General features: G+C 73.0%; 13 protein-coding genes. 4 read left to right on the forward strand and 9 right to left on the reverse strand.

From position 1 onward, the window contains the following. Nucleotides 1-6: 6 nt before the first annotated feature. From IG84_RS0122845 to IG84_RS0122875, 7 genes are all read right to left on the reverse strand, one after another. On the reverse strand, nt 7-2,346 hold the full coding sequence (locus IG84_RS0122845; protein ID WP_031060337.1) for a penicillin acylase family protein: 2,340 nt from the start codon (nt 2,344-2,346) through the stop codon (nt 7-9). Next, nucleotides 2,343-3,977, reverse strand: a complete 1,635-nt coding sequence (locus tag IG84_RS0122850) for an amidohydrolase (RefSeq protein WP_037800760.1) — start codon at nt 3,975-3,977, stop codon at nt 2,343-2,345. The genes IG84_RS0122845 and IG84_RS0122850 overlap by 4 nt, the downstream gene beginning before the upstream one ends. Next, nucleotides 3,974-5,497, reverse strand: a complete 1,524-nt coding sequence (locus IG84_RS0122855; protein ID WP_051862252.1) for a sodium:solute symporter family protein — start codon at nt 5,495-5,497, stop codon at nt 3,974-3,976. The genes IG84_RS0122850 and IG84_RS0122855 overlap by 4 nt, the downstream gene beginning before the upstream one ends. Next, nucleotides 5,494-5,835, reverse strand: coding sequence for a DUF3311 domain-containing protein (locus IG84_RS0122860; RefSeq protein WP_051862254.1), 342 nt, complete (start codon nt 5,833-5,835; stop codon nt 5,494-5,496). Before IG84_RS0122860 ends, IG84_RS0122855 begins: the two co-directional genes overlap by 4 nt. Before the next feature lie 66 nt (nt 5,836-5,901). After that, nucleotides 5,902-6,702 (reverse strand): SDR family NAD(P)-dependent oxidoreductase, encoded by an 801-nt coding sequence (locus IG84_RS0122865; protein WP_031060346.1) that lies wholly within the window; start codon nt 6,700-6,702, stop codon nt 5,902-5,904. Between the two features lie 49 nt (nt 6,703-6,751). Beyond that, complete coding sequence (locus tag IG84_RS0122870) at nt 6,752-8,206, reverse strand: aldehyde dehydrogenase family protein (protein ID WP_031060348.1); 1,455 nt, start codon at nt 8,204-8,206, stop codon at nt 6,752-6,754. Continuing rightward, nucleotides 8,196-9,431 carry a M20 family metallopeptidase gene (locus IG84_RS0122875; RefSeq protein ID WP_031060351.1) on the reverse strand — a complete coding sequence of 412 codons (1,236 nt, stop codon included), beginning with the start codon at nt 9,429-9,431 and terminating at the stop codon, nt 8,196-8,198. The genes IG84_RS0122870 and IG84_RS0122875 overlap by 11 nt, the downstream gene beginning before the upstream one ends. A gap of 159 nt (nt 9,432-9,590) precedes the next feature. Between IG84_RS0122875 and IG84_RS0122880 the strand changes: the two genes are divergently transcribed. After that, nucleotides 9,591-10,361, forward strand: coding sequence for a FadR/GntR family transcriptional regulator (locus IG84_RS0122880; RefSeq protein ID WP_031060353.1), 771 nt, complete (start codon nt 9,591-9,593; stop codon nt 10,359-10,361). A 130-nt stretch (nt 10,362-10,491) separates the two neighbouring features. Here IG84_RS0122880 and IG84_RS0122885 read toward each other — a convergent pair whose 3' ends face one another. Both IG84_RS0122885 and IG84_RS0122890 read right to left on the reverse strand, forming a co-directional pair. Then, nucleotides 10,492-12,465, reverse strand: a complete 1,974-nt coding sequence (locus tag IG84_RS0122885; protein ID WP_031060358.1) for an oxidoreductase — start codon at nt 12,463-12,465, stop codon at nt 10,492-10,494. 47 nt (nt 12,466-12,512) lie between these two features. Further along, nucleotides 12,513-13,154 (reverse strand): TetR/AcrR family transcriptional regulator, encoded by a 642-nt coding sequence (locus tag IG84_RS0122890; RefSeq protein WP_078649238.1) that lies wholly within the window; start codon nt 13,152-13,154, stop codon nt 12,513-12,515. Nucleotides 13,155-13,215: 61 nt separating this feature from the next. Between IG84_RS0122890 and IG84_RS0122895 the strand changes: the two genes are divergently transcribed. The 3 genes from IG84_RS0122895 to IG84_RS0122905 all read left to right on the forward strand — a co-directional run bounded on the left by IG84_RS0122895 (nt 13,216) and on the right by IG84_RS0122905 (nt 16,823). Continuing rightward, complete coding sequence (locus IG84_RS0122895) at nt 13,216-14,613, forward strand: APC family permease (RefSeq protein ID WP_211266506.1); 1,398 nt, start codon at nt 13,216-13,218, stop codon at nt 14,611-14,613. Nucleotides 14,614-14,691: 78 nt separating this feature from the next. After that, entirely contained in the window at nt 14,692-15,996 is a 1,305-nt protein-coding gene (locus tag IG84_RS0122900; protein ID WP_031060367.1) for a VWA domain-containing protein, read from the forward strand. Then, on the forward strand, nt 15,996-16,823 hold the full coding sequence (locus tag IG84_RS0122905; protein ID WP_031060369.1) for a hypothetical protein: 828 nt from the start codon (nt 15,996-15,998) through the stop codon (nt 16,821-16,823). Before IG84_RS0122900 ends, IG84_RS0122905 begins: the two co-directional genes overlap by 1 nt. Nucleotides 16,824-16,973 lie beyond the last annotated feature (150 nt).

A 16,973-nucleotide genomic window follows, 5' to 3' on the forward strand; every position in this document is an offset into this window, starting at 1 on the left:
TCCCGGTCACTCCCCCGGGGCGACACCCGGTACGAGTGTGATCCGCCGCGTCGTGTGCTCCTCGATCCGCTCGCGCGAGTACAGCAGCGGGAACGCCTCGTCCGCCGCCCACGGCTCGAACAAGTCCCGGTAGTGCGGACTGCCCGGGTCGCCGGACTGGCCCGGCGCGTTCATCGCCACCGAGTCGTCCCACGAGCCGACGTCCACCACCAGCCGGAACGTGGCGCCGCCGGACTGCCGGAAGCCCGGGCCGTACGCCGTCGCCGAGACCGTGTCGCCGCTGCCGCCGCGCGGCGCGGGGCCCACCGAGGACCAGCCGGCGGCCTCGGCGCCGAGGAGCCCGGCGAGGGGGTGGTGCGGGAGCGCCTGATGGAGCGCGCCCCATCGCCACGCGCCGGGGTCGGGCCCCAGCAGCTTCGCGGTCTCCTCCATCGCCGGGCCGAGGCTGGTGAGGATCGCCGCGCGGATCGCGGCGTCCGGGTCGGGCCCGAGCCGCTCCCCCGGCGCGAGGAGCAGCGAGAGGTCGACCCGGGGGTCGGCGCTGGCGTCCTCGGCGGGCAGCACACGGGCGAGCGCCCCGGCCACCCGCTCCTCCGGGAGCAGCCGGGCGAGGGCCCGGCGCAGCAGCTCGGGACGGAGATGGCGGCGGTACCAGATCTCGAAGAGCGCGGCGGCGGGCGAGTCCGCGTCGAGCGAGGCGTCCCAGTCCCGCAGCAGCTTCAGCGCCCCGGCCACCTGCGAGTCGTCGCTGGTCAACCCCGCCAGCAAGGGCTGGATCTCGCGTGCGGGCAGGCTCACATAGTCGTTCTGCAGGGCCACGCAGTCCGCCGCGGTCCAGTCCGACCGCGCGGCCAGAGTCTCGGCGAGGCGGTGGTGGCGGTGCGGCGCGTACCAGTCGTAGGTGACCGTCCGCTCGGCATTCGGATACTCCGCGGGGAGGTTGAGCTGGTTGGCCGTGGCGAACCAGCCGTCCTCCGGGTCCCGCACGGAGGGCAGCGCGCCGACCGGATGGTGCCCGTCCCATTCGTACCGGCCGTCGCCCGGCACCGGGAGCGTGCCGTCCCAGCCGCGGCGGACGGGGACCCGCCCGGCCGGGCGCCAGCCGGTCGTGCCGTCCGGGGCCGCGTAGACCTGGTTCTCGCCGGGCGCGCCCCACCGCTCCATGGCGGCGACGAAGGCGTCGGGCCCGGCCGCGCCCATGTAGTCCATGCTGCCGAGGTACGGGGCCATGCCCGGCTCCAGCCAGGCGGCGCGGACCGCGAACGCGGCGGCGCGGTCGGGGCGTTCGTCGATGACCGGGCCGTGCCGGGTGAACCACAGGTCGGTGGTGACGGGCTCGCCGCCGCGCACCGGGATGGTCTCGGTGACCTTCGTCATCGCCTCCCAGCCGTCCCCGTAGGCAAACCGCTTGGGGTCGGCCGGGTCGGTGCGGTAGACGTACAGGTCCTCCTGGTCGATGGGGAAGATCGTGAGGCCGAAGGCGAGGCGGCCGTTGTGGCCGATGGAGACGCCGGGCAGGGCCGGCTCGCCCGCGCCGATGACGTCGAGGCCGGGGGCCGAGAGATGCGCGAGGTAGCGCAGCGCGGGCAGGGTGACGGCGCGGTGCGGGTCGTTGGCCAGCAGCGGGCGCCCTGTGGCGGTGCGGGACGGGGCGAGCACCCAGTTGTTGCTGCCGTCGATGCCCTGGCGCGGGGCGTTCGCGGCCCACGGCGGGGTGGTCGCCATCCGGTACACGCGCAGCACGTCGTCCGGGATGACGGAGAGGTCCAGGCCCTCCGGTACGCGCAGCTCGTGCGCGGGCTCGCGGACCTTGCGCAGCTCCTCCACCTCGGGCCCGAAGTCCCGCAGGGTGAGGGCTCTTTGGACCTCGTCGTGGACGTTGTAGTAGAGGCCGTGGCTGCGGATGCGGGCGACGTCGGCGGGCTCCCAGTACGCCGGTTCGTAGTCCAGCAGCCGGAACTCCGGGGGCAGGTACTCCCGTTGGGTTCTGCAGAGGGTCACGAAGGCGTTGATGCCATGCACGAAGGCGGTGGTGGTCCGCTCGGTGTCCGGGCCGTACGCCTCCCGCTCGGCCGCCATGTCGCCGCGGTAGAGGAACAGCCGTGCGGCGCGGTCGTGTTCGGCGTACTCGGGGCCGAGGACCTCCGCCAACAGACCGAGGCCGCGCCGCCGCCACAGATCGATCTGGAAGAGCCGGTCGCGGGCCGCGTTGAACCCCTGCGCGAGGAAGAGGTCCTCGCGCGAGGCTGCGTAGAGGTGCGGCACGCCCCAGCGGTCGATGAGGATCTCCACCGGCTCGGACAGGCCGGGAACCTCGAAGGTGACCGCGGCACCGGACTCCGTCATCGGGTGGCCTCCTCGTGTACGCACTCGCCGCCCACGTACGTCGCGCGTACCGGGATCGCGGCGATGCCGTGCGGGTCGGCGGTCAGTGGGTTCTCCCCCAGGACGACGAAGTCGGCGAGGTGTCCGGGGGCGATCCGGCCCTTGTGGTGCGCCGTGCCCTCGGCCTCGGCCGAGCCGAGGGTGAAGATCCGCAGTGCCTCGGCAGCAGTGACCCGTTGCGTGGGTCCGACCTTCGCGCCGTCCTCGATGCCTTCCCGGGTGACCATCGACTGCAGGCCGAGGAGCGGTTCGTACGGGCCGCAGGGGTAGTCCGAAGACCCGGCGACGGTGACGCCCGCGTCCAGGAACGAGCGGTGCGCGAACATCCGCTCCGTGCGCTCGGTGCCGTACCAGGTGTTCAGCGCCCCACCGTGGTAGCCGGCGTACCCGGCGAACGGCACGGCGATCGCGTCCAGCGCCTTCATCCGGGCAAGGATCCCGTCGTCGATGAGCGTGCAGTGTTCGATGCGGTGGCGCAGCCCGGGGCGCGGGGTCTCGCGCTGTGCTGCCTCGAAGGCGTCCAGGACGAGGCGGATCGCGGAGTCGCCGTTGGCGTGCACGCCGATGCGGTTGCCGTCCGCGTGCACCTCACGTACCTGCGCGAACAGCTCCTCGGTCGAGGTGGTCTGCAGGCCGTGCCCGTCCGGGCCGCCGCACTCGGGGTCCGCGTACGGCTCGGCCAGCAGACACGTCCGCCCGCCGATCGCGCCGTCCAGGAACGCCTTGACGCCGACGAAGCGCAGCAGGTCGTCGCCGAAGCCACTGCCGACGCCGAGCGCCTGTGCCTTGGCGTAGTGGTCGATGGAGAGCAGCATGCCCGTGCGCATCGTCAGCCGGCCCTGGTCGCGCGCGGTGCGCAGCAGGGCGATGTCGTCCGGGGCGATCAGCGCGTCGCAGATCGAGGTGAGCCCGGCGGCGTGCCACAGCTCCTGGGCGCGCAGCAGGCCGCGCAGCCGGTCCTGCGGGGAGCTGGGGGTGAGCGGGGAATCGCCGCGCGCGGTGGCCGGGTAGACGACGTTCATCAGGGCACGTTCGATCAGCCGTCCGTCGAGGCGGCCGTCGGCGTCGCGGCCGAAGTCGCCGCCGTCCGGGGCCGGGGTGTCCTCGTCGATGCCCAGGGCGCGCAGCCCGGTGGAGTTGACGACGCCCCAGTGGCCCGCGACATGGACGACGAGGGCGGGGTGATCGGGTGCTGCCCGGTCCAGGTCGTGGCGGGTGATCCGGCCGGTCTTGGCGTCGTCGTAGCGGCTGCCGCGGATCCACTCCCCCGGTGCCGTGCGGGCCGCCTCGGCGGTGACGGTGGCGAGCAGCGCGTCGGTCGTCGCGACAGCGGCGGCCGACAGGTCCAGGTGGAGCAGGTCGGTGGCGGCCATCGCGAGGTGGATGTGGGCGTCGTTGAGGCCAGGGATGACGGTCGCGTCGCCGTGGTCGACCTCCGGTGCGCCCGGGAAGCGGTCCCGCAGCTCGGCGACCGGTCCGGTGGCCCGGATGCTGCCTTCGGCGACGGCGAACGCCTCGGGCTCGGGGCCGCTCCCGCGCTGGCTGACGATGTGGGCGGCGCGGTGGAGCACCGGGGTGGTTTCGTCGATCACGGAGCCTCCTTCGAAGTGGCCGAGGCCGGGGTCGTGCCGGTCGTCGGCTGCGGCACGCGTTGATGTCCCGCGGGGCCGGCGAGGGTGACCGCCACCGTGACGACGAGGTTGACGGCCAGCGCGACGATGCCGCCGTTGACGCCGTACAGCGGGTCGTTGCCGCTGGCCCACAGCGCCACCACGACCGCGAGCCCGACGAGCATCCCGGCCACCGCGCCGGCCTTCGTCATCCGCCGCCAGAACAGCGCGAGCAGCACCACCGGGACGAGCTGCGCCAGCCCCTCGTACGACAGGACCGAGAGCTGGACCAGGGTGTTGGGGTAGAAGAGCGCGCCCGCCAGCGCGATCAGCCCGGCGATCAGACAGACCAGTTGGGAGAGCCGCTTGGTGCGTACGTCGTCGGCGGGCGTGCGGCCCGTACGGCGGCTGCGCGGGTCGGCGCCGTTACCACCGCCGAGCAGCGTGCGGCCCCACAGCGTGCCGATCGCGAGCATGAAGACGCTCATCGGGACGATGGCGGAGAGCGCGCCCGCGACACCGATGATGGCCACGGCCGGGGCCGGGAGCGAGTCGGTGACCAGGCTGAACAGCGCCAGGTCCGGATTGCCGAGGGCCGGCATGACGAACAGTGCGGTGGCACCGATCATCATCGGGACGAAGAGCAGGAGTTGGTACCAGGGCAGCAGTACGGCGTTGCGGCGCAGCGCGTTGGGGTCCCGCGCGCTGAGGTAACCGGCGACGGTGGTCGGAAAGATCGTGATCGTCACGGCGTTGAGCAGCAGGGTGGAGATGAACCACGTCCCGCCCTTGCCGGCCGAATCATGGCCGGGGAAGGTCAGCCACTCGGGCTTCTCCGCGACCATGCGGTGCATGAAGTCGCCGAAGCCGTCGAGGTAGTGCATCGGCACGTACACCGCGAGGAAGACCACCGCGGCGATGACCAGGACGTCCTTGAGCGCGCTGACCCACGCCGAGCCGCGCAGCCCGGACACCAGGATGAAGACCTCCGCGACGACGAACGAGATGACCGCGGCGACCTTCAGGTCCACGCTCCCGTACGTCATCGCGTTGACCACCACGCCCATGCCCTGGATCTGCACCTGGATGTACGGCACGAGGAAGACCGTGGCGATCACCGCGACCAGGATGCCCACGGGCCGGGAGCGGAAGCGGTGTTCGGCCATGTCCGCGATGGAGATCAGGCCGTGCCGGCTCGCGTACGTCCAGATGGCCGGGCCGACGACGTACGCCACCGCGAAGCCGACGGTGAGGTACGCGACGAGGTAGAGGATCGGCACGCCGAAGGAGTACGACCAGCCGGCCGTGCCGAGGAAGGAGAAGCTGGTGTAGGTCTCGCCGGCCATCAGCAGCCAGATGAAGAGCACGCCCAGGCCCCGGCTGGAGACCGACCACTCGGACAGGCCCTTGTCCCGGCCGCGTGCGCTGAGCACGCCGATGAGGATGGTCGCGACCATGGCGAGGCCGAAGATGGTCGTGGCGATCGCCGCTGAGCTGCTCACGCGCGGCCTCCTTCGGTTCCTTCGGGCGCGGCCCCGGGATCGGCCGGCAGTGGTTCTGCCGCGCCCGTGCGGTACGCGGGGTCCAGGCGGGTGACGGCCCAGATGACGAGAGGGCTGATGACCGTGGCGGCGAGGATCCAGAACAGCAGGAACGGCACGCCGAGGACGCGCGGCTCGATGCGGTTCGCCACGAGCGGCGCCAGGCAGTACAGGACGGCCGGGACGAGCAGCAGCCACAGCGCGGGGCGCCGGGCGCTCACTTCGGGCAGGCCGTCGAGCGGGTGCGCGCCGGCCTCCGCCGGGCCCTCCCGCCCGCGGTCCTCGGGGGCGTGCGACATGGGACTCCTTCGAGGGGATCGAGGGGTTCGAGGGGGGAGTGCGGGGAAATCGGACGTTACCGCAGGTCAAACCGTCGGCTCGTACCGGCCGTCGACCGCGGTCCAGCCGCCGTCCACGGTCAGCACGCTGCCGGTGACGAAGGTGGAGGCGTCCGAGACCAGGTACTGCACGGCGCCCGCCAGCTCCTCGGCGCCGGCCCACCGCCGCAGCGCGGACGCCTGCGCGTACGCGTCGTACCACTCGGGGTCGGCGGCGATCTGGTCGGTCAGCGGCGTCCGCACGACACCGGGCGCGATGGCGTTGAACCGCACCCCGCGCGGCCCCCATTCCGCGGCCGCGGTCCGCAGGAACTGCACCAGGCCCGCCTTGGACGCCGCGTACACGCTCTGGCCCGGCTCGACCTGTATCGCGCGCATCGAGGCGAGCCCGACGACACTGCCGCTGCCGCGCTCGGCCATGGCCGGGGCGACGGCCTGTACGAGTGCGAAGTGCGCCCGGAGGTTCAGCGCGACCACCCGGTCGAACTCCTCCAGGGTGTAATCGACGATCCGCTTGCGGACGTTGGCGCCGACGGTGACCACCAGGCCGTCCGGGGCGCCCCACGCGGCCGCCGCCGCGCGCACCGCTTCGGCGTCCAGCACGTCCAGCTCGTACGGGGTCGCCGTGCCCGTACGGCTGCCGGGTGCGGGCGGCTCCTCCTGGGCGAGCCGGGCGGTCTCGGCGGCGCCCTTGACGTCGCGGTCGGCGACCGTCACGTCCGCGCCGTGCGCGGCCAGCGCCCGCACGGCCTCGCGGCCGATACCGCTGCCTCCGCCGACGACCACGATGTGCCGGCCGTCGAGACGGAAGAGGTTCGCGTACGTCATGGGGCTCCTTCTCCTGGTGTCGGCGACCCGTGCTTCTCGCGGCCCGCGGTCATGTCCTGATCACCGCCATCCGCGTCACCGTCAGCTCCTCGATGGCGAAGCGCGGGCCCTCGCGGCCGATGCCCGAGTCCTTCACACCGCCGTACGGGGCGACGTCGCTGCGGTAGCCGGGTACTTCGTTGATGACGACGCCGCCCACGTCGAGCGCGTCGATCGCCGTGAAGGCGGCGCCCAGGTCGCGGGTGAAGACCGCGGCGTGCAGTCCGTACCGCGAGTCGTTGACCAGCGCGTATGCGGCATCCAGGTCCGGCACCGTACGCAGCGCGACGACCGGCCCGAAGATCTCCTCGTCCCAGGCGGGCAGCCCGCCGGGCACATCGGCGAGCAGCGCGGGCGTGAGGCAGCGCCCGTCCCGCACGCCGCCGGCGACCACCCGCGCGCCGGCCGCGCGGGCCTCCTCGACCCAGGCCAGCACCCGGTCGGTGGCCGCCTCGTCGATGAGCGCGGACACCCGCGTCGCCTCCTCGCGCGGGTCGCCGACCACGACCTCGGAGAGCCGGTCGGCGATCCGCTTCTCCAGCTCCTCGGCGATCTCCTCGACCGCGATCACCCGCTGGACGGCGATGCACGCCTGGCCCGAGGCGTAGTAGCCGCCGCGGAGCACGGCGTCGGCCGCCGCGTCCAGGTCGGCGTCGGCGGCCACCACGAGGGCGGCGTTGGAGCCCAGTTCGAGGACGACCTTGCGGGGCGCGGCGTCCCGGGCGATGCGGTGGCCGATCGCGGCGGAGCCGGTGAAGGAGACGGCGGCGACCGCGTCGTGCGTGGTGAGCGTGCGGCCCACCGCCACGTCACCCGTGACCAGCTGCACCGCGCCCACCGGCGCCCCGGCCGCGGCCAGTTGCTCGCGGACCAGGTGGACCAGCCAGAGCGTGGCGAGCGGGGTGGCGGGCGCGGGCTTGACGACCACGGGGCAGCCGGCCGCGAGCGCGGGCGCGATCTTGTGGGAGGCGAGCAGCATCGGGTAGTTGAAGCCCGCGATGCCCACCACGACGCCGATCGGGCAGCGGGTCCAGAAGCCGGTCATGCCGTCCCCGGAGGGCAGCAGGTCCAGCGGCACGGTCTCGCCGTGGATATGGGCCACCTCGTCGGCCGCCGCCTCCCACGTGGAAACCGCCCGCTGCACCTCTGTACGGCAGTCCACGCGCGGCTTGCCCGTCTCCAGGACGAGCAGGTCCTCCATGGGGCGCGCGACTTCCGCGAGCGCCGCCGCCACGCCCCCGAGCACTCGGCGCCGGACCCGGGTGGGGAGCCGCGCCACGTCCTTGCGGAGCGCCGCCGCGTGCTCCACCGCCCGCCGCGCCAGCGCCTCGTCACCGACGGGCGCCTGCGCGACCTCACTGCCGTCGTACGGGAAGGTGACGGATTCGGTGGCGGGCGCGGGCACCCAGCCGTCGCCGACGGGCAGTCCGGCGGGGAAGCACCCGGTGATCTCCTCAGGCGTCATCGCGGTGCACCCCCTGGGTGAGGAAGTGGCGCGCCGCCTCGGCGTACACCCGGGTGTACTCGCCGATCTCGCGCACCTCCACGTACTCGTCCTTCTGGTGCGCGATCCACTTGCCACCGGGTCCGTAGACGACGGTGGGCAGGCCCGCGTCACGGGTCAGGACCGTGCCGTCGGTGGTGCCGGGCACGGCTCCGAAGGGCGGCGGGCTGCCGTGCACCCTTTCGTGCGCCGCCACCAGCCCGGCCACCACCGGGTGGTCCTCAGGGATCTCGATCGCCGGGCGGTCGTCGACGATGGTCAGCCCGACCGTGACGCCGGCCGTCGCCGCGGCCTCCTCGGCCTCGTTGCGGATGCGCGCGATCAGCTCGGCGTGGTCCGTGCCGGGGATGGTCCGTACGTCGACGCCGACCAGGCCGTGCGCCGGAATGACATTGAGCTGGTCGGGGTCGCCACCGTGCAGCACGGTCGGGGTGACGGTGACGCTGCCGGCGTGCGGATGCGTGCCGAAGCGCACCTCGGCCCAGGTCTGGGCGCGGCCGAGCGCCTCGACGATGCGGGCCCCCGCGACGATCGGGTTCTTGCCCTCCTGCGGCATCGCGCCGTGCGCCATCACGCCGGTCAGCTCCAGCCGGAGCCGGATGCCGCCGCGGGCCGAGGTGCACACCTCGTACCCCTCCGGCTCGCAGACGATCACGCCGTCGATCTCCGCGGCGAGCGGCGACGCGGCGAACGCCTTGGCGCCGAGCATCATGCCTTCCTCGTCGCACAGCACGCCGAGGACGATCCGCCCGGGGAACGGGCCGGCCTGCTGGAGCGCCCGTACGCCGTAGATCATGGCGGCCACCCCGGACTTCATGTCAGCGGCGCCCCGGCCCCACAGCTTGCCGTCGCGGATCTCCGCGCCGTACGGGTCGACGCTCCACGCCGCCGGGTCGCCCTCGGTGACCACGTCCGTGTGGCCCTCGAACATCAGGGTCGGGCCCTCGCCGCCCTTGCCGTCGACGACGGCGATGACGTTCGGCCGGCCCGGCGTGACCTCCACCACCTCGTACTGCCAGCCGAACTCGGTGAACAGCGCGGCGACCAGGTCGGCGGCCGGCCGTTCGACGTCGGTGGCGCCGGTGGCGTTGACCGTACGCAACCGGATCAGGTCCTGGGTGAAGGCGACGGCCGCGGCTTCGTCGATCGCGATGCCGGTCGGCGGGTGGGTCTGGGCGGCGTGCATAGAACCTCCAAAACGCCTGGCCGGGAGGCCAGTCCACTGGTCAGACCAGTTGATTTCCCGTACTCTGCTCGCACGTTCATGCGTGGGTCAAGAGGCCACCAGCAGCAATCGGCACGGAAACCAGCAACAATCGGCACGGAACACGGAACGGGGTCCCCGATGGCCACCTTCGACGCTCCCTTCACTCCCGTCGAGCCGGTACGGGCCTACCAGCGGGTGGCCGAGCAGATAGAGGAGCGCATCCTCAGCGGCGAACTGCCGCCCGGCTCCCGGCTTCCCGGCGAGCGGGATCTCGTCAGCCAGTTCGGTGTCGGCCGCTCGACCGTCCGCGAGGCCCTGCGGGTACTGCAGTCGGCGGGTCTGATCCGGTCCCGGCCCGGCGACCCGCTGGGTGCGGAGGTGCTCGGCGTCTCGGCCGACAACCTCAGCCAGGCGCTCGGCCGGCTCACCCGCTCCCACCTCTGCAGCCTCGGCGAACTGATCCAGTTCCGGATGGTCCTGGAGGCCGAGAGCAACCGGCTCGCCGCCCGGCTGCGCACCGAGGACGACCTGACCCGGATGGCCGGACTGATCGAGCGGATGCGGTCCCTGACGGGGGCCGGAGCCGGGCTGCGGGAGTTCAGCGAGACCGACGCGCTGTTCCACCAGGCCGTCGCGGAAGCCAGCCGCAACGCTCTGCTCGGGCTCTGCGCCCGCGCCGTCCACGACGCCGTCGTGGAGATCATCGAGCACAAGATCGCGAACGTCGCGGACGCCACCGCCTGGATGGCCCGCTCCATCGACCACCACGAGCAGGTACTCGCCGCCATCCGCGCCGGCGACGCCCCGCACGCCGCCCAACTGGCCCGCCGGGCGCTGCACGCCTACTACGCCGACCACGTCGAGCCCGCGTCCCGCCCCTTGCTGACGGCCGCTCTGGAGGAGGAGTAGGGCTCATCCGATGGGGTCGGCGCGGCGCCCCTTAAGGGGCGCCGGGAACTGCGCGAGCAACCCCCCACGGCGGGACAGCCGGCCGGGGCGCCCCCGCACCAGCCGCGATCAGCCGCGACCGGCACCGACGCTACAGCCCGGCCGCCACCGTCAGCCCCTCCAGCACCGCCTCCTCCACCGTCCGGGGTGACACGCAGTCGCCGATGGATATGAGGGACCCGCGCGGCAGCTCCGGCAGGTCGGCCTCCGCCGCGGGCGCGGCCACCGGCTCGTGCCCCTGGGCGAGGACGACCGACCCGACCCCTTCGAGCAGCATCGGCTCCTCGGTGAGGGTGTGCTGGAGGTAGACCGTGTCACTGTCCGCGCCGTACAGCCGGACGTTCGGCACCACGGCCACCTTCGCCCGCACCGCCTCGCCGAGCATCGCCGCACGGACGTACTGCTGCAGATGCTCGCCCGCTCCGAACCCCGTGACGCACAGCGTGACCTTCCGGCCCAGCCCGGCGAGGTGAACGGCCACACCGAGCCCGATCCAGTCGCCGCGCCAGTCCGCCACGACCACCCGGCCCCGCGGCACCTCGGCGCCCCGTATGACATCCCAGGCGTCCAGCACGACCGGCTCGTCCACGAGCTCCAGTTCCGGCCTGCGGGGCCGGGCGCCGGTCGCGACGATCACGGCATCCGGCCGCTCGGCGCGCAACAGCTCACCGTCGACCCGCGAGCCGGTGACGATACGGGCACCGGCCTGCCGCGCCTCCCGCTCCAGGTTCGTCACCGCACCGCCGAACTCCGCGCGCCCCGGCAGCCGTTCGGCCAGCAGCACCTGTCCGCCGGTCCGGCGCGCCGCCTCGTGCAGCGTGACGTCGTGCCCGCGGGCCGCCGCGACCGCCGCCGCCTTCAGCCCGGCGGGCCCGCCGCCCGCGATCAGTACCCGCTTCCGGCGCGTGATCGTCGGCAGCACCCCGAAGCGCCGCTCCCGGCCCGTCTCCGGGTGCTGGATGCAGGAGATCGGGTAACCCCGCTGGAAGTGGCCGATGCACGCCTGGTTGCAGCCGATGCAGGCCCGGATGTCGTCCGCTCGCCCGGCGCCGGCCTTCGCCGGCATCTCGGGATCGCAGATCAGCGCCCGGGTCATGGCACAGGCGTCGGCCTGTCCGCGCTCGATGATCCGGTCGGCCTCCTGCGGCTCGTTGATCCGCCCCGCGACCATGACCGGCACGCGCACCGCGGCACGCACCTTGGCGGCCAGCGGCGCGGTGTATCCGGCGGGCTCGGACATCGGGGGCGCGATGTGCAGCGCGCCGGACAGCGTGGCCGAGCTGCCGGCGCACACGCTGAGGTAGTCCAGCAGCCCGTCCTCGTCCAGCCGCGTCGCCACGTCCACGACCAGCGCGGACGACAGCCCGTCGTGGCTCAGCTCGTCCCCGGAGATGCGCAGCCCGACCGTGAACTCCCGCCCCGCGGCCTCCCGTACGGACGCGATGATCTCGCGCAGGAAGCGCAGTCGCTTCTCGTCGCTGCCGCCGTAGTCGTCGCTGCGGCGATTGACCTGGGGATTCAGGAACTGGGCCGGGAGATAGCCGTGGCTGGCCACGATCTCCACGCCGTCCATGCCCGCGGCCCGCAGCCGCCGGGCCGCCGCGCCGTACCCCCGCACCACTTCCTGGATCTCCGCCACCGTCATGGCCCGCGGCATGACATGGAACCGCTCGCTCGGGGTCGCCGACGGTGCCCAGGCGACCGGCGCCGAGCCGTCCCGCGACTCCAGGATCTCGCGGCCGGGGTGGAAGATCTGCCCGACGGCCCGCGCACCGTGCCGGTGCACGGCGTCCGCGAGGCGGCGATACCCCTCGACGCAGGTGTCGTCGGTCGCCATGAGGACGTGGGTGGTGTACCGCGCGGACTCGTGCACCCCGGCGACCTGCACGACGATCAGGCCGACGCCGCCCGCCGCCCGCGCCTCGTGGTACGCCACGAGCTCGTCGGTCACCTGTCCGTCCCGCACGAGCACGGTGTCGTGTCCCGAGGACACGATGCGGTTCTTCAACGTCGTGGACCCGATCCGCAACGGCCGGAACAGATGCGGAAACCGCTCACCACTCACGAAAACCCCTCCCCTGATCCCTGACCGGCGCCGCCCGCTCGCGCCTCTTACGCCCCGCTCCGCACGTTCCGCACCCCGAACACCGCCCGCCCCGTGCCGAGGAGCACTTCCGCGTACCGCTCCGGTGTCATGCCGCCGGCCGCCGCGATGGTCATGTCGCAGCCGTCGACCACCGCCATCACCGCCCCGACCGCCGCCTCCTGGGACATGACGGGCGCGAACTCGCCGGTCGCCACGCCCTCGGCGAGGATGCCGGAGACCAGGGCCCGCCACTCGTCATGAACCCGCCGTATCCCGTCCCGCAGCTCCTCATGGCGGGCCGCGCTCGCGCAGAATTCGGTCCAGGTCGTGCAGCGACGTATCAGGTCCGGGTCGCCGGTCAGCTCCCGCACGAGCAGCTCGAACCGGCGCCACGGGTCCGGCTCGCCGACGGCCGTGCACCGCCACCGGCCGATCAGCTCGCCTATCGACCACTCGAAGGCGTGCCGGAAGAGCGCGTCACGGGTCTCGAAGTGATGCTGTATCGAACCTATGGAGACCTGCGCGGAGTTGGCCACGTCCCGCAGCCGGGCGGCGTCGAAGCCGTGCTCCGCGAGGGCGAGAGCCGCGGCGCGCAGTATCCGCTCGCGCTGGACGTCTGCACCGGCCGGCACCACTCCCGTCCGCTCCGATGCCCCACGCTCGGCCATACCGCCCACCCCTTCACCGTTTTCCGTCCAGCCTCTTGCCTTCCAATAATACCCAATTATTGTGACCGCGAACACATTTTTGGCACGTCTGAACAACGGACGTGCGTCCGGCCGAAGTTCTCAAGAGACGGGCGGCAGAGCGCTCTGGGTCGGCGGCGCGCTGATCGGCCTGCTGCAGAACATGCTGTTCGCCGAGACCGCCGCGATGTTCCCCGGCAAGTCCGGCGGCGTCAGCCGGTACGCCTCCGAGGGCTGGAAGCGGTACTTCGCGCCGCTCGGCGCCGTCGCCGCGTACGGCTACTGGATCGGCTGGTCGTTCAGCATCGCGGTGAACGCGGCCGCGATCGGCGCGCTCGTCACCGCGCACTGGTTCCCCGGCACGCCCGAAGTGCCGCTCCTCCCCGGCCATTCGGTCGGCCTGGCCGAACTGATCGGCGTCGCCGCCGTCTTCGCCGCCTGGGCCTGCAACTACTTCGGCGCGCGGCTCACCGCCCGCGCCTCGAAGATCACCAGCGGCATCGTGCTGTGCGGCCTCGTCGTGGTCGTCGCGGCGCCCTTCCTGAGCGGCCACACCTGGCACGCGGCCAACCTCACCTGGTACCACGGCGGAAGCTGGACGACGCTGATCGTGTGGTTCTACGTCACCGCGTGGACCACCTACGGCACCGAGATCTGCGCCTCGTTCGCGCCCGAGTACAAGGACACGGTCCGCGACACCGCCAAGGCGCTGCGCGCCACCTCGCTCCTCTCCCTCGTCCTCTTCTTCGTCGTGCCGCTCGCCATGGTCGGGTCGGTCGGCGAGGACGCCATCCGGAAGGACCCGGTCGGCGCGTTCGCCATCGCCTTCGAGCAGGCGCTCGGCGGCTTCTCCTCGCTCGGCGTCCTCATTCTCGTCTCCTCGATGTTCCTCGGGATGGTGTCCACGACGGCGGACGGCGGCCGGGCGCTGTACGGGCTGGCCCGCGAGAGGATGACCGTCCGGCAGCTCGACCACCTGAACCGGTGGGGCGTACCGGGCCGCGCACTCACCCTCGACGTCGTACTGAACAGCGCGATCCTGCTGCTCCTCGGAGAGCCGCTGAGCATCCTGATCGCCAGCAACTTCGGGTACCTGGTGGCGGTCGTGCTGGCCGTCTCCGCCTTCCTGCTGCTGCGCAAGGACCGCCCGGACTGGCCCCGCCCGATCCGCCGCGGCCGCTTCTGGATACCGGTCGCCTGGGCGGTGCTGGTCATCGACGTCGTGGTGGTCGCGGTGGGCGTCACGCACCCCTCACTGGCCGCGAACGGCGGTCCGAAGGACACCCTCATCGCGGTCGGCATCCTGCTGCTGTCCGTCGTGCTGTACGCGTACCGCCGCGTCGTCCAGGACAAGGAGCGCATCGCCTGGCGCATCGAGACGCCGGCCGTCCCGGAGCCCGAGCCGCCCCAGGAGTACGTCACCCAGCGGCCACCCCGGTAAGCGCTCCTGTGAGTGCCCCAGTAGGCGCTCCAGCGGGCGAGTTGGGCAGTTCGCCCGCAAGATCATTATGATCCGGCGATGATCATAAGATGGCGACTGGCGGCCGCGGTGTGCGGCCTGCTGGTCACTTTGACGGGCGGGCTCGCACCGGCGACCGCCTCGGCCGACGGACCGGCCCCCGCGGAGACCTCCGCGGAAACGTCCAAGGACGCCCCCAAGGTCGACCTCGTACTCGACGTCAGCGGCTCGATGCGCGCCCGCGACATCGACGGGCAGTCCCGGATGTCCGCGGCCAAGCAGGCGTTCAACGAGGTACTGGACGCGGCGCCCCAGGAGGTGCAGCTCGGCATCCGTACGCTCGGCGCCGAGTACCGCGGTGACGACCGCAAGGTGGGCTGCAAGGACACTCGCGCGCTGTACCCGGTCGGTCCGGTGGACCGCACCGAGGCCAAGACCGCCGTTGCGACCCTGGCCCCGACCGGCTGGACCCCGATCGGCCCGGCCCTGCTGAAGGCCGCGGACGACCTGGAGGGCGGCGACGGGGCCCGCCGCATCGTGCTGATCAGCGACGGCGAGGACACCTGCCAGCCGCTCGACCCGTGCGAGGTGGCGCGCGAGATCGCCGCCAAGGGCATCCACCTCACCGTCGACACGCTGGGCCTGGTGCCGGACGCCAAGACGCGTACCCAGTTGAGCTGCATCGCCGAGGCGACCGGCGGCACGTACACCTCGGTGCAGCACAAGGACGAGCTCTCCGGCCGGGTCAAGCAACTGGTGCACCGGACGGTCGAGCCGGCCGTCACGCCGGTACCGGCGAAGGGCGCCGACAGCTGCGAGGGGGCGCCGCAGCTCAAGGCCGGGCTCTACACCGACCGGGAGACCTTCGGCGAGGACCGCTTCTACCGGGTGGACGTACGGCCCGGCCAGGAGCTGCGCGCCTCGGTGAGCATCGCCGCCGACCGTGCCGTCCACGACGACTACGGCGTGCAGTTGCGCGCCTCTACGGTGCGCGGTCGCGAGATCGTGCGCGGCGAGGCCACGGGCGACGGCCGTACGGACGTGATCTCGACCGGCCTGCGCTACCCGAAGGCCGACGACGGCGAGGCGGCGGAGGACGCGGACGGCGAGCCGCTCCCCGAGACGGTCTGTCTGCGCGTCAGCAACGCCTTCTCCGCGCCCGCTTCGGTGAAGACCGAGCCGGGACTGCCCGTGGAGCTGTCCGTCGATGTGGTGGACGGACCGGACTCGGGGTCCGACGCCGCGTTTCTGGGGCTCGGTCACGGCTGGTGGTTCCTCATCTCGCTCACCCTGATCGGCCTGGCCGCCGGGGTGCTGTGGGGCTGGATCTCGCGCTGGCGCGTCACCGTCTGGAGGACCAACTGATGTCTGCCGTACGTCGTTTGTCGGCCGCACTGCTCGCCGGTGCGGCGCTCCTCGGGACGGCCGCGGCCGGTCAGCTCGCCCTCGCCGGGCCCGCGGTGGCCGCCTCCGCCTCTCCCTCCGACGCCCCGTCCGCGTCCGCCTCCTCGACCGCCGACCCCGAGGACGCCCCCGCGCCCACCGAGGCCGGTACCTCCTTCCGTACCGCCACGGTGATCCGGCCGGGTCAGCAGGCCACCGCCCAGGCGTCCACCGGTGACTACCTCTACTGGCAGTTCCCGGCCGACGCGGGGCAGGGCGCCACAGTGGATGCGACCGTCGAACTGCCCGATGCCGACGCGCGGCACGGCGAGTCGACCTGGCAGCTCGACGTGTACGACGGTCTGCGGCGCCGGCAGGCGTGCCGGTACGGCATGCAGACGAGGACCGTCGCGGCCGACGCCAGTACGGTCAAGCTGTCCTGCACCCTGCGGACGGTCCGCGCCGGCGCCGAGCCCTGGTCGAACGACCCGCTGCCCGGCGCGTACTACGTCCGCCTCACCACCCTGCACACCGCCTCCGCCGACGCCGGCCTGCCGGTCGAGGCGGCGGTGACCGCCACCACCACGGACGCGGGCAGCGCCCAGGACGTGGACGGCTCGCTCGCCGCTCCCCTGGTGCAGGGGTCGGCCGCGCGGCCCGAACCGGACGGCGGCTGGTCCTCGGGCTGGTGGTCGGCCCGCTGGCTCTGGACCGCGGCCGGCGCGGTGCTCGCTGCGCTCGCCGGGATCGCGGGATACCGCGCCACCGCCGGGCGCGGACGGCCGTCCCACCTGCCACCGTCCGCCTGAGCGACGTCCGGCCCCGGAGCACCCGCTCCGGGGCCGGCGTGCGTCTCGGCCGATCCGCCCCGTCCGGCCCCTTGTCGATACACAAACGCATCCCATACATTCGCGTATCGAACGAAGCTCGATCGAACAGCGCGCAAGGGAAGCGAGGCC

This window comes from Streptomyces ochraceiscleroticus, assembly GCF_000720485.1.
GTDB lineage: Bacteria > Actinomycetota > Actinomycetes > Streptomycetales > Streptomycetaceae > Streptomyces > Streptomyces ochraceiscleroticus.

What these genes read in the sequence shown, in the direction of transcription:
- IG84_RS0122845 (WP_031060337.1), bottom strand. Translation starts at nt 2,346, where the DNA reads ATGACGGAGTCCGGTGCCGCGGTCACCTTCGAGGTTCCCGGCCTGTCC.
- IG84_RS0122860 (WP_051862254.1), bottom strand. Translation starts at nt 5,835, where the DNA reads ATGTCGCACGCCCCCGAGGACCGCGGGCGGGAGGGCCCGGCGGAGGCC.
- IG84_RS0122865 (WP_031060346.1), bottom strand. Translation starts at nt 6,702, where the DNA reads ATGACGTACGCGAACCTCTTCCGTCTCGACGGCCGGCACATCGTGGTC.
- IG84_RS0122870 (WP_031060348.1), bottom strand. Translation starts at nt 8,206, where the DNA reads ATGACGCCTGAGGAGATCACCGGGTGCTTCCCCGCCGGACTGCCCGTC.
- IG84_RS0122875 (WP_031060351.1), bottom strand. Translation starts at nt 9,431, where the DNA reads ATGCACGCCGCCCAGACCCACCCGCCGACCGGCATCGCGATCGACGAA.
- IG84_RS0122880 (WP_031060353.1), top strand. Translation starts at nt 9,591, where the DNA reads ATGGCCACCTTCGACGCTCCCTTCACTCCCGTCGAGCCGGTACGGGCC.
- IG84_RS0122890 (WP_078649238.1), bottom strand. Translation starts at nt 13,154, where the DNA reads ATGGCCGAGCGTGGGGCATCGGAGCGGACGGGAGTGGTGCCGGCCGGT.
- IG84_RS0122900 (WP_031060367.1), top strand. Translation starts at nt 14,692, where the DNA reads ATGATCATAAGATGGCGACTGGCGGCCGCGGTGTGCGGCCTGCTGGTC.
- IG84_RS0122905 (WP_031060369.1), top strand. Translation starts at nt 15,996, where the DNA reads ATGTCTGCCGTACGTCGTTTGTCGGCCGCACTGCTCGCCGGTGCGGCG.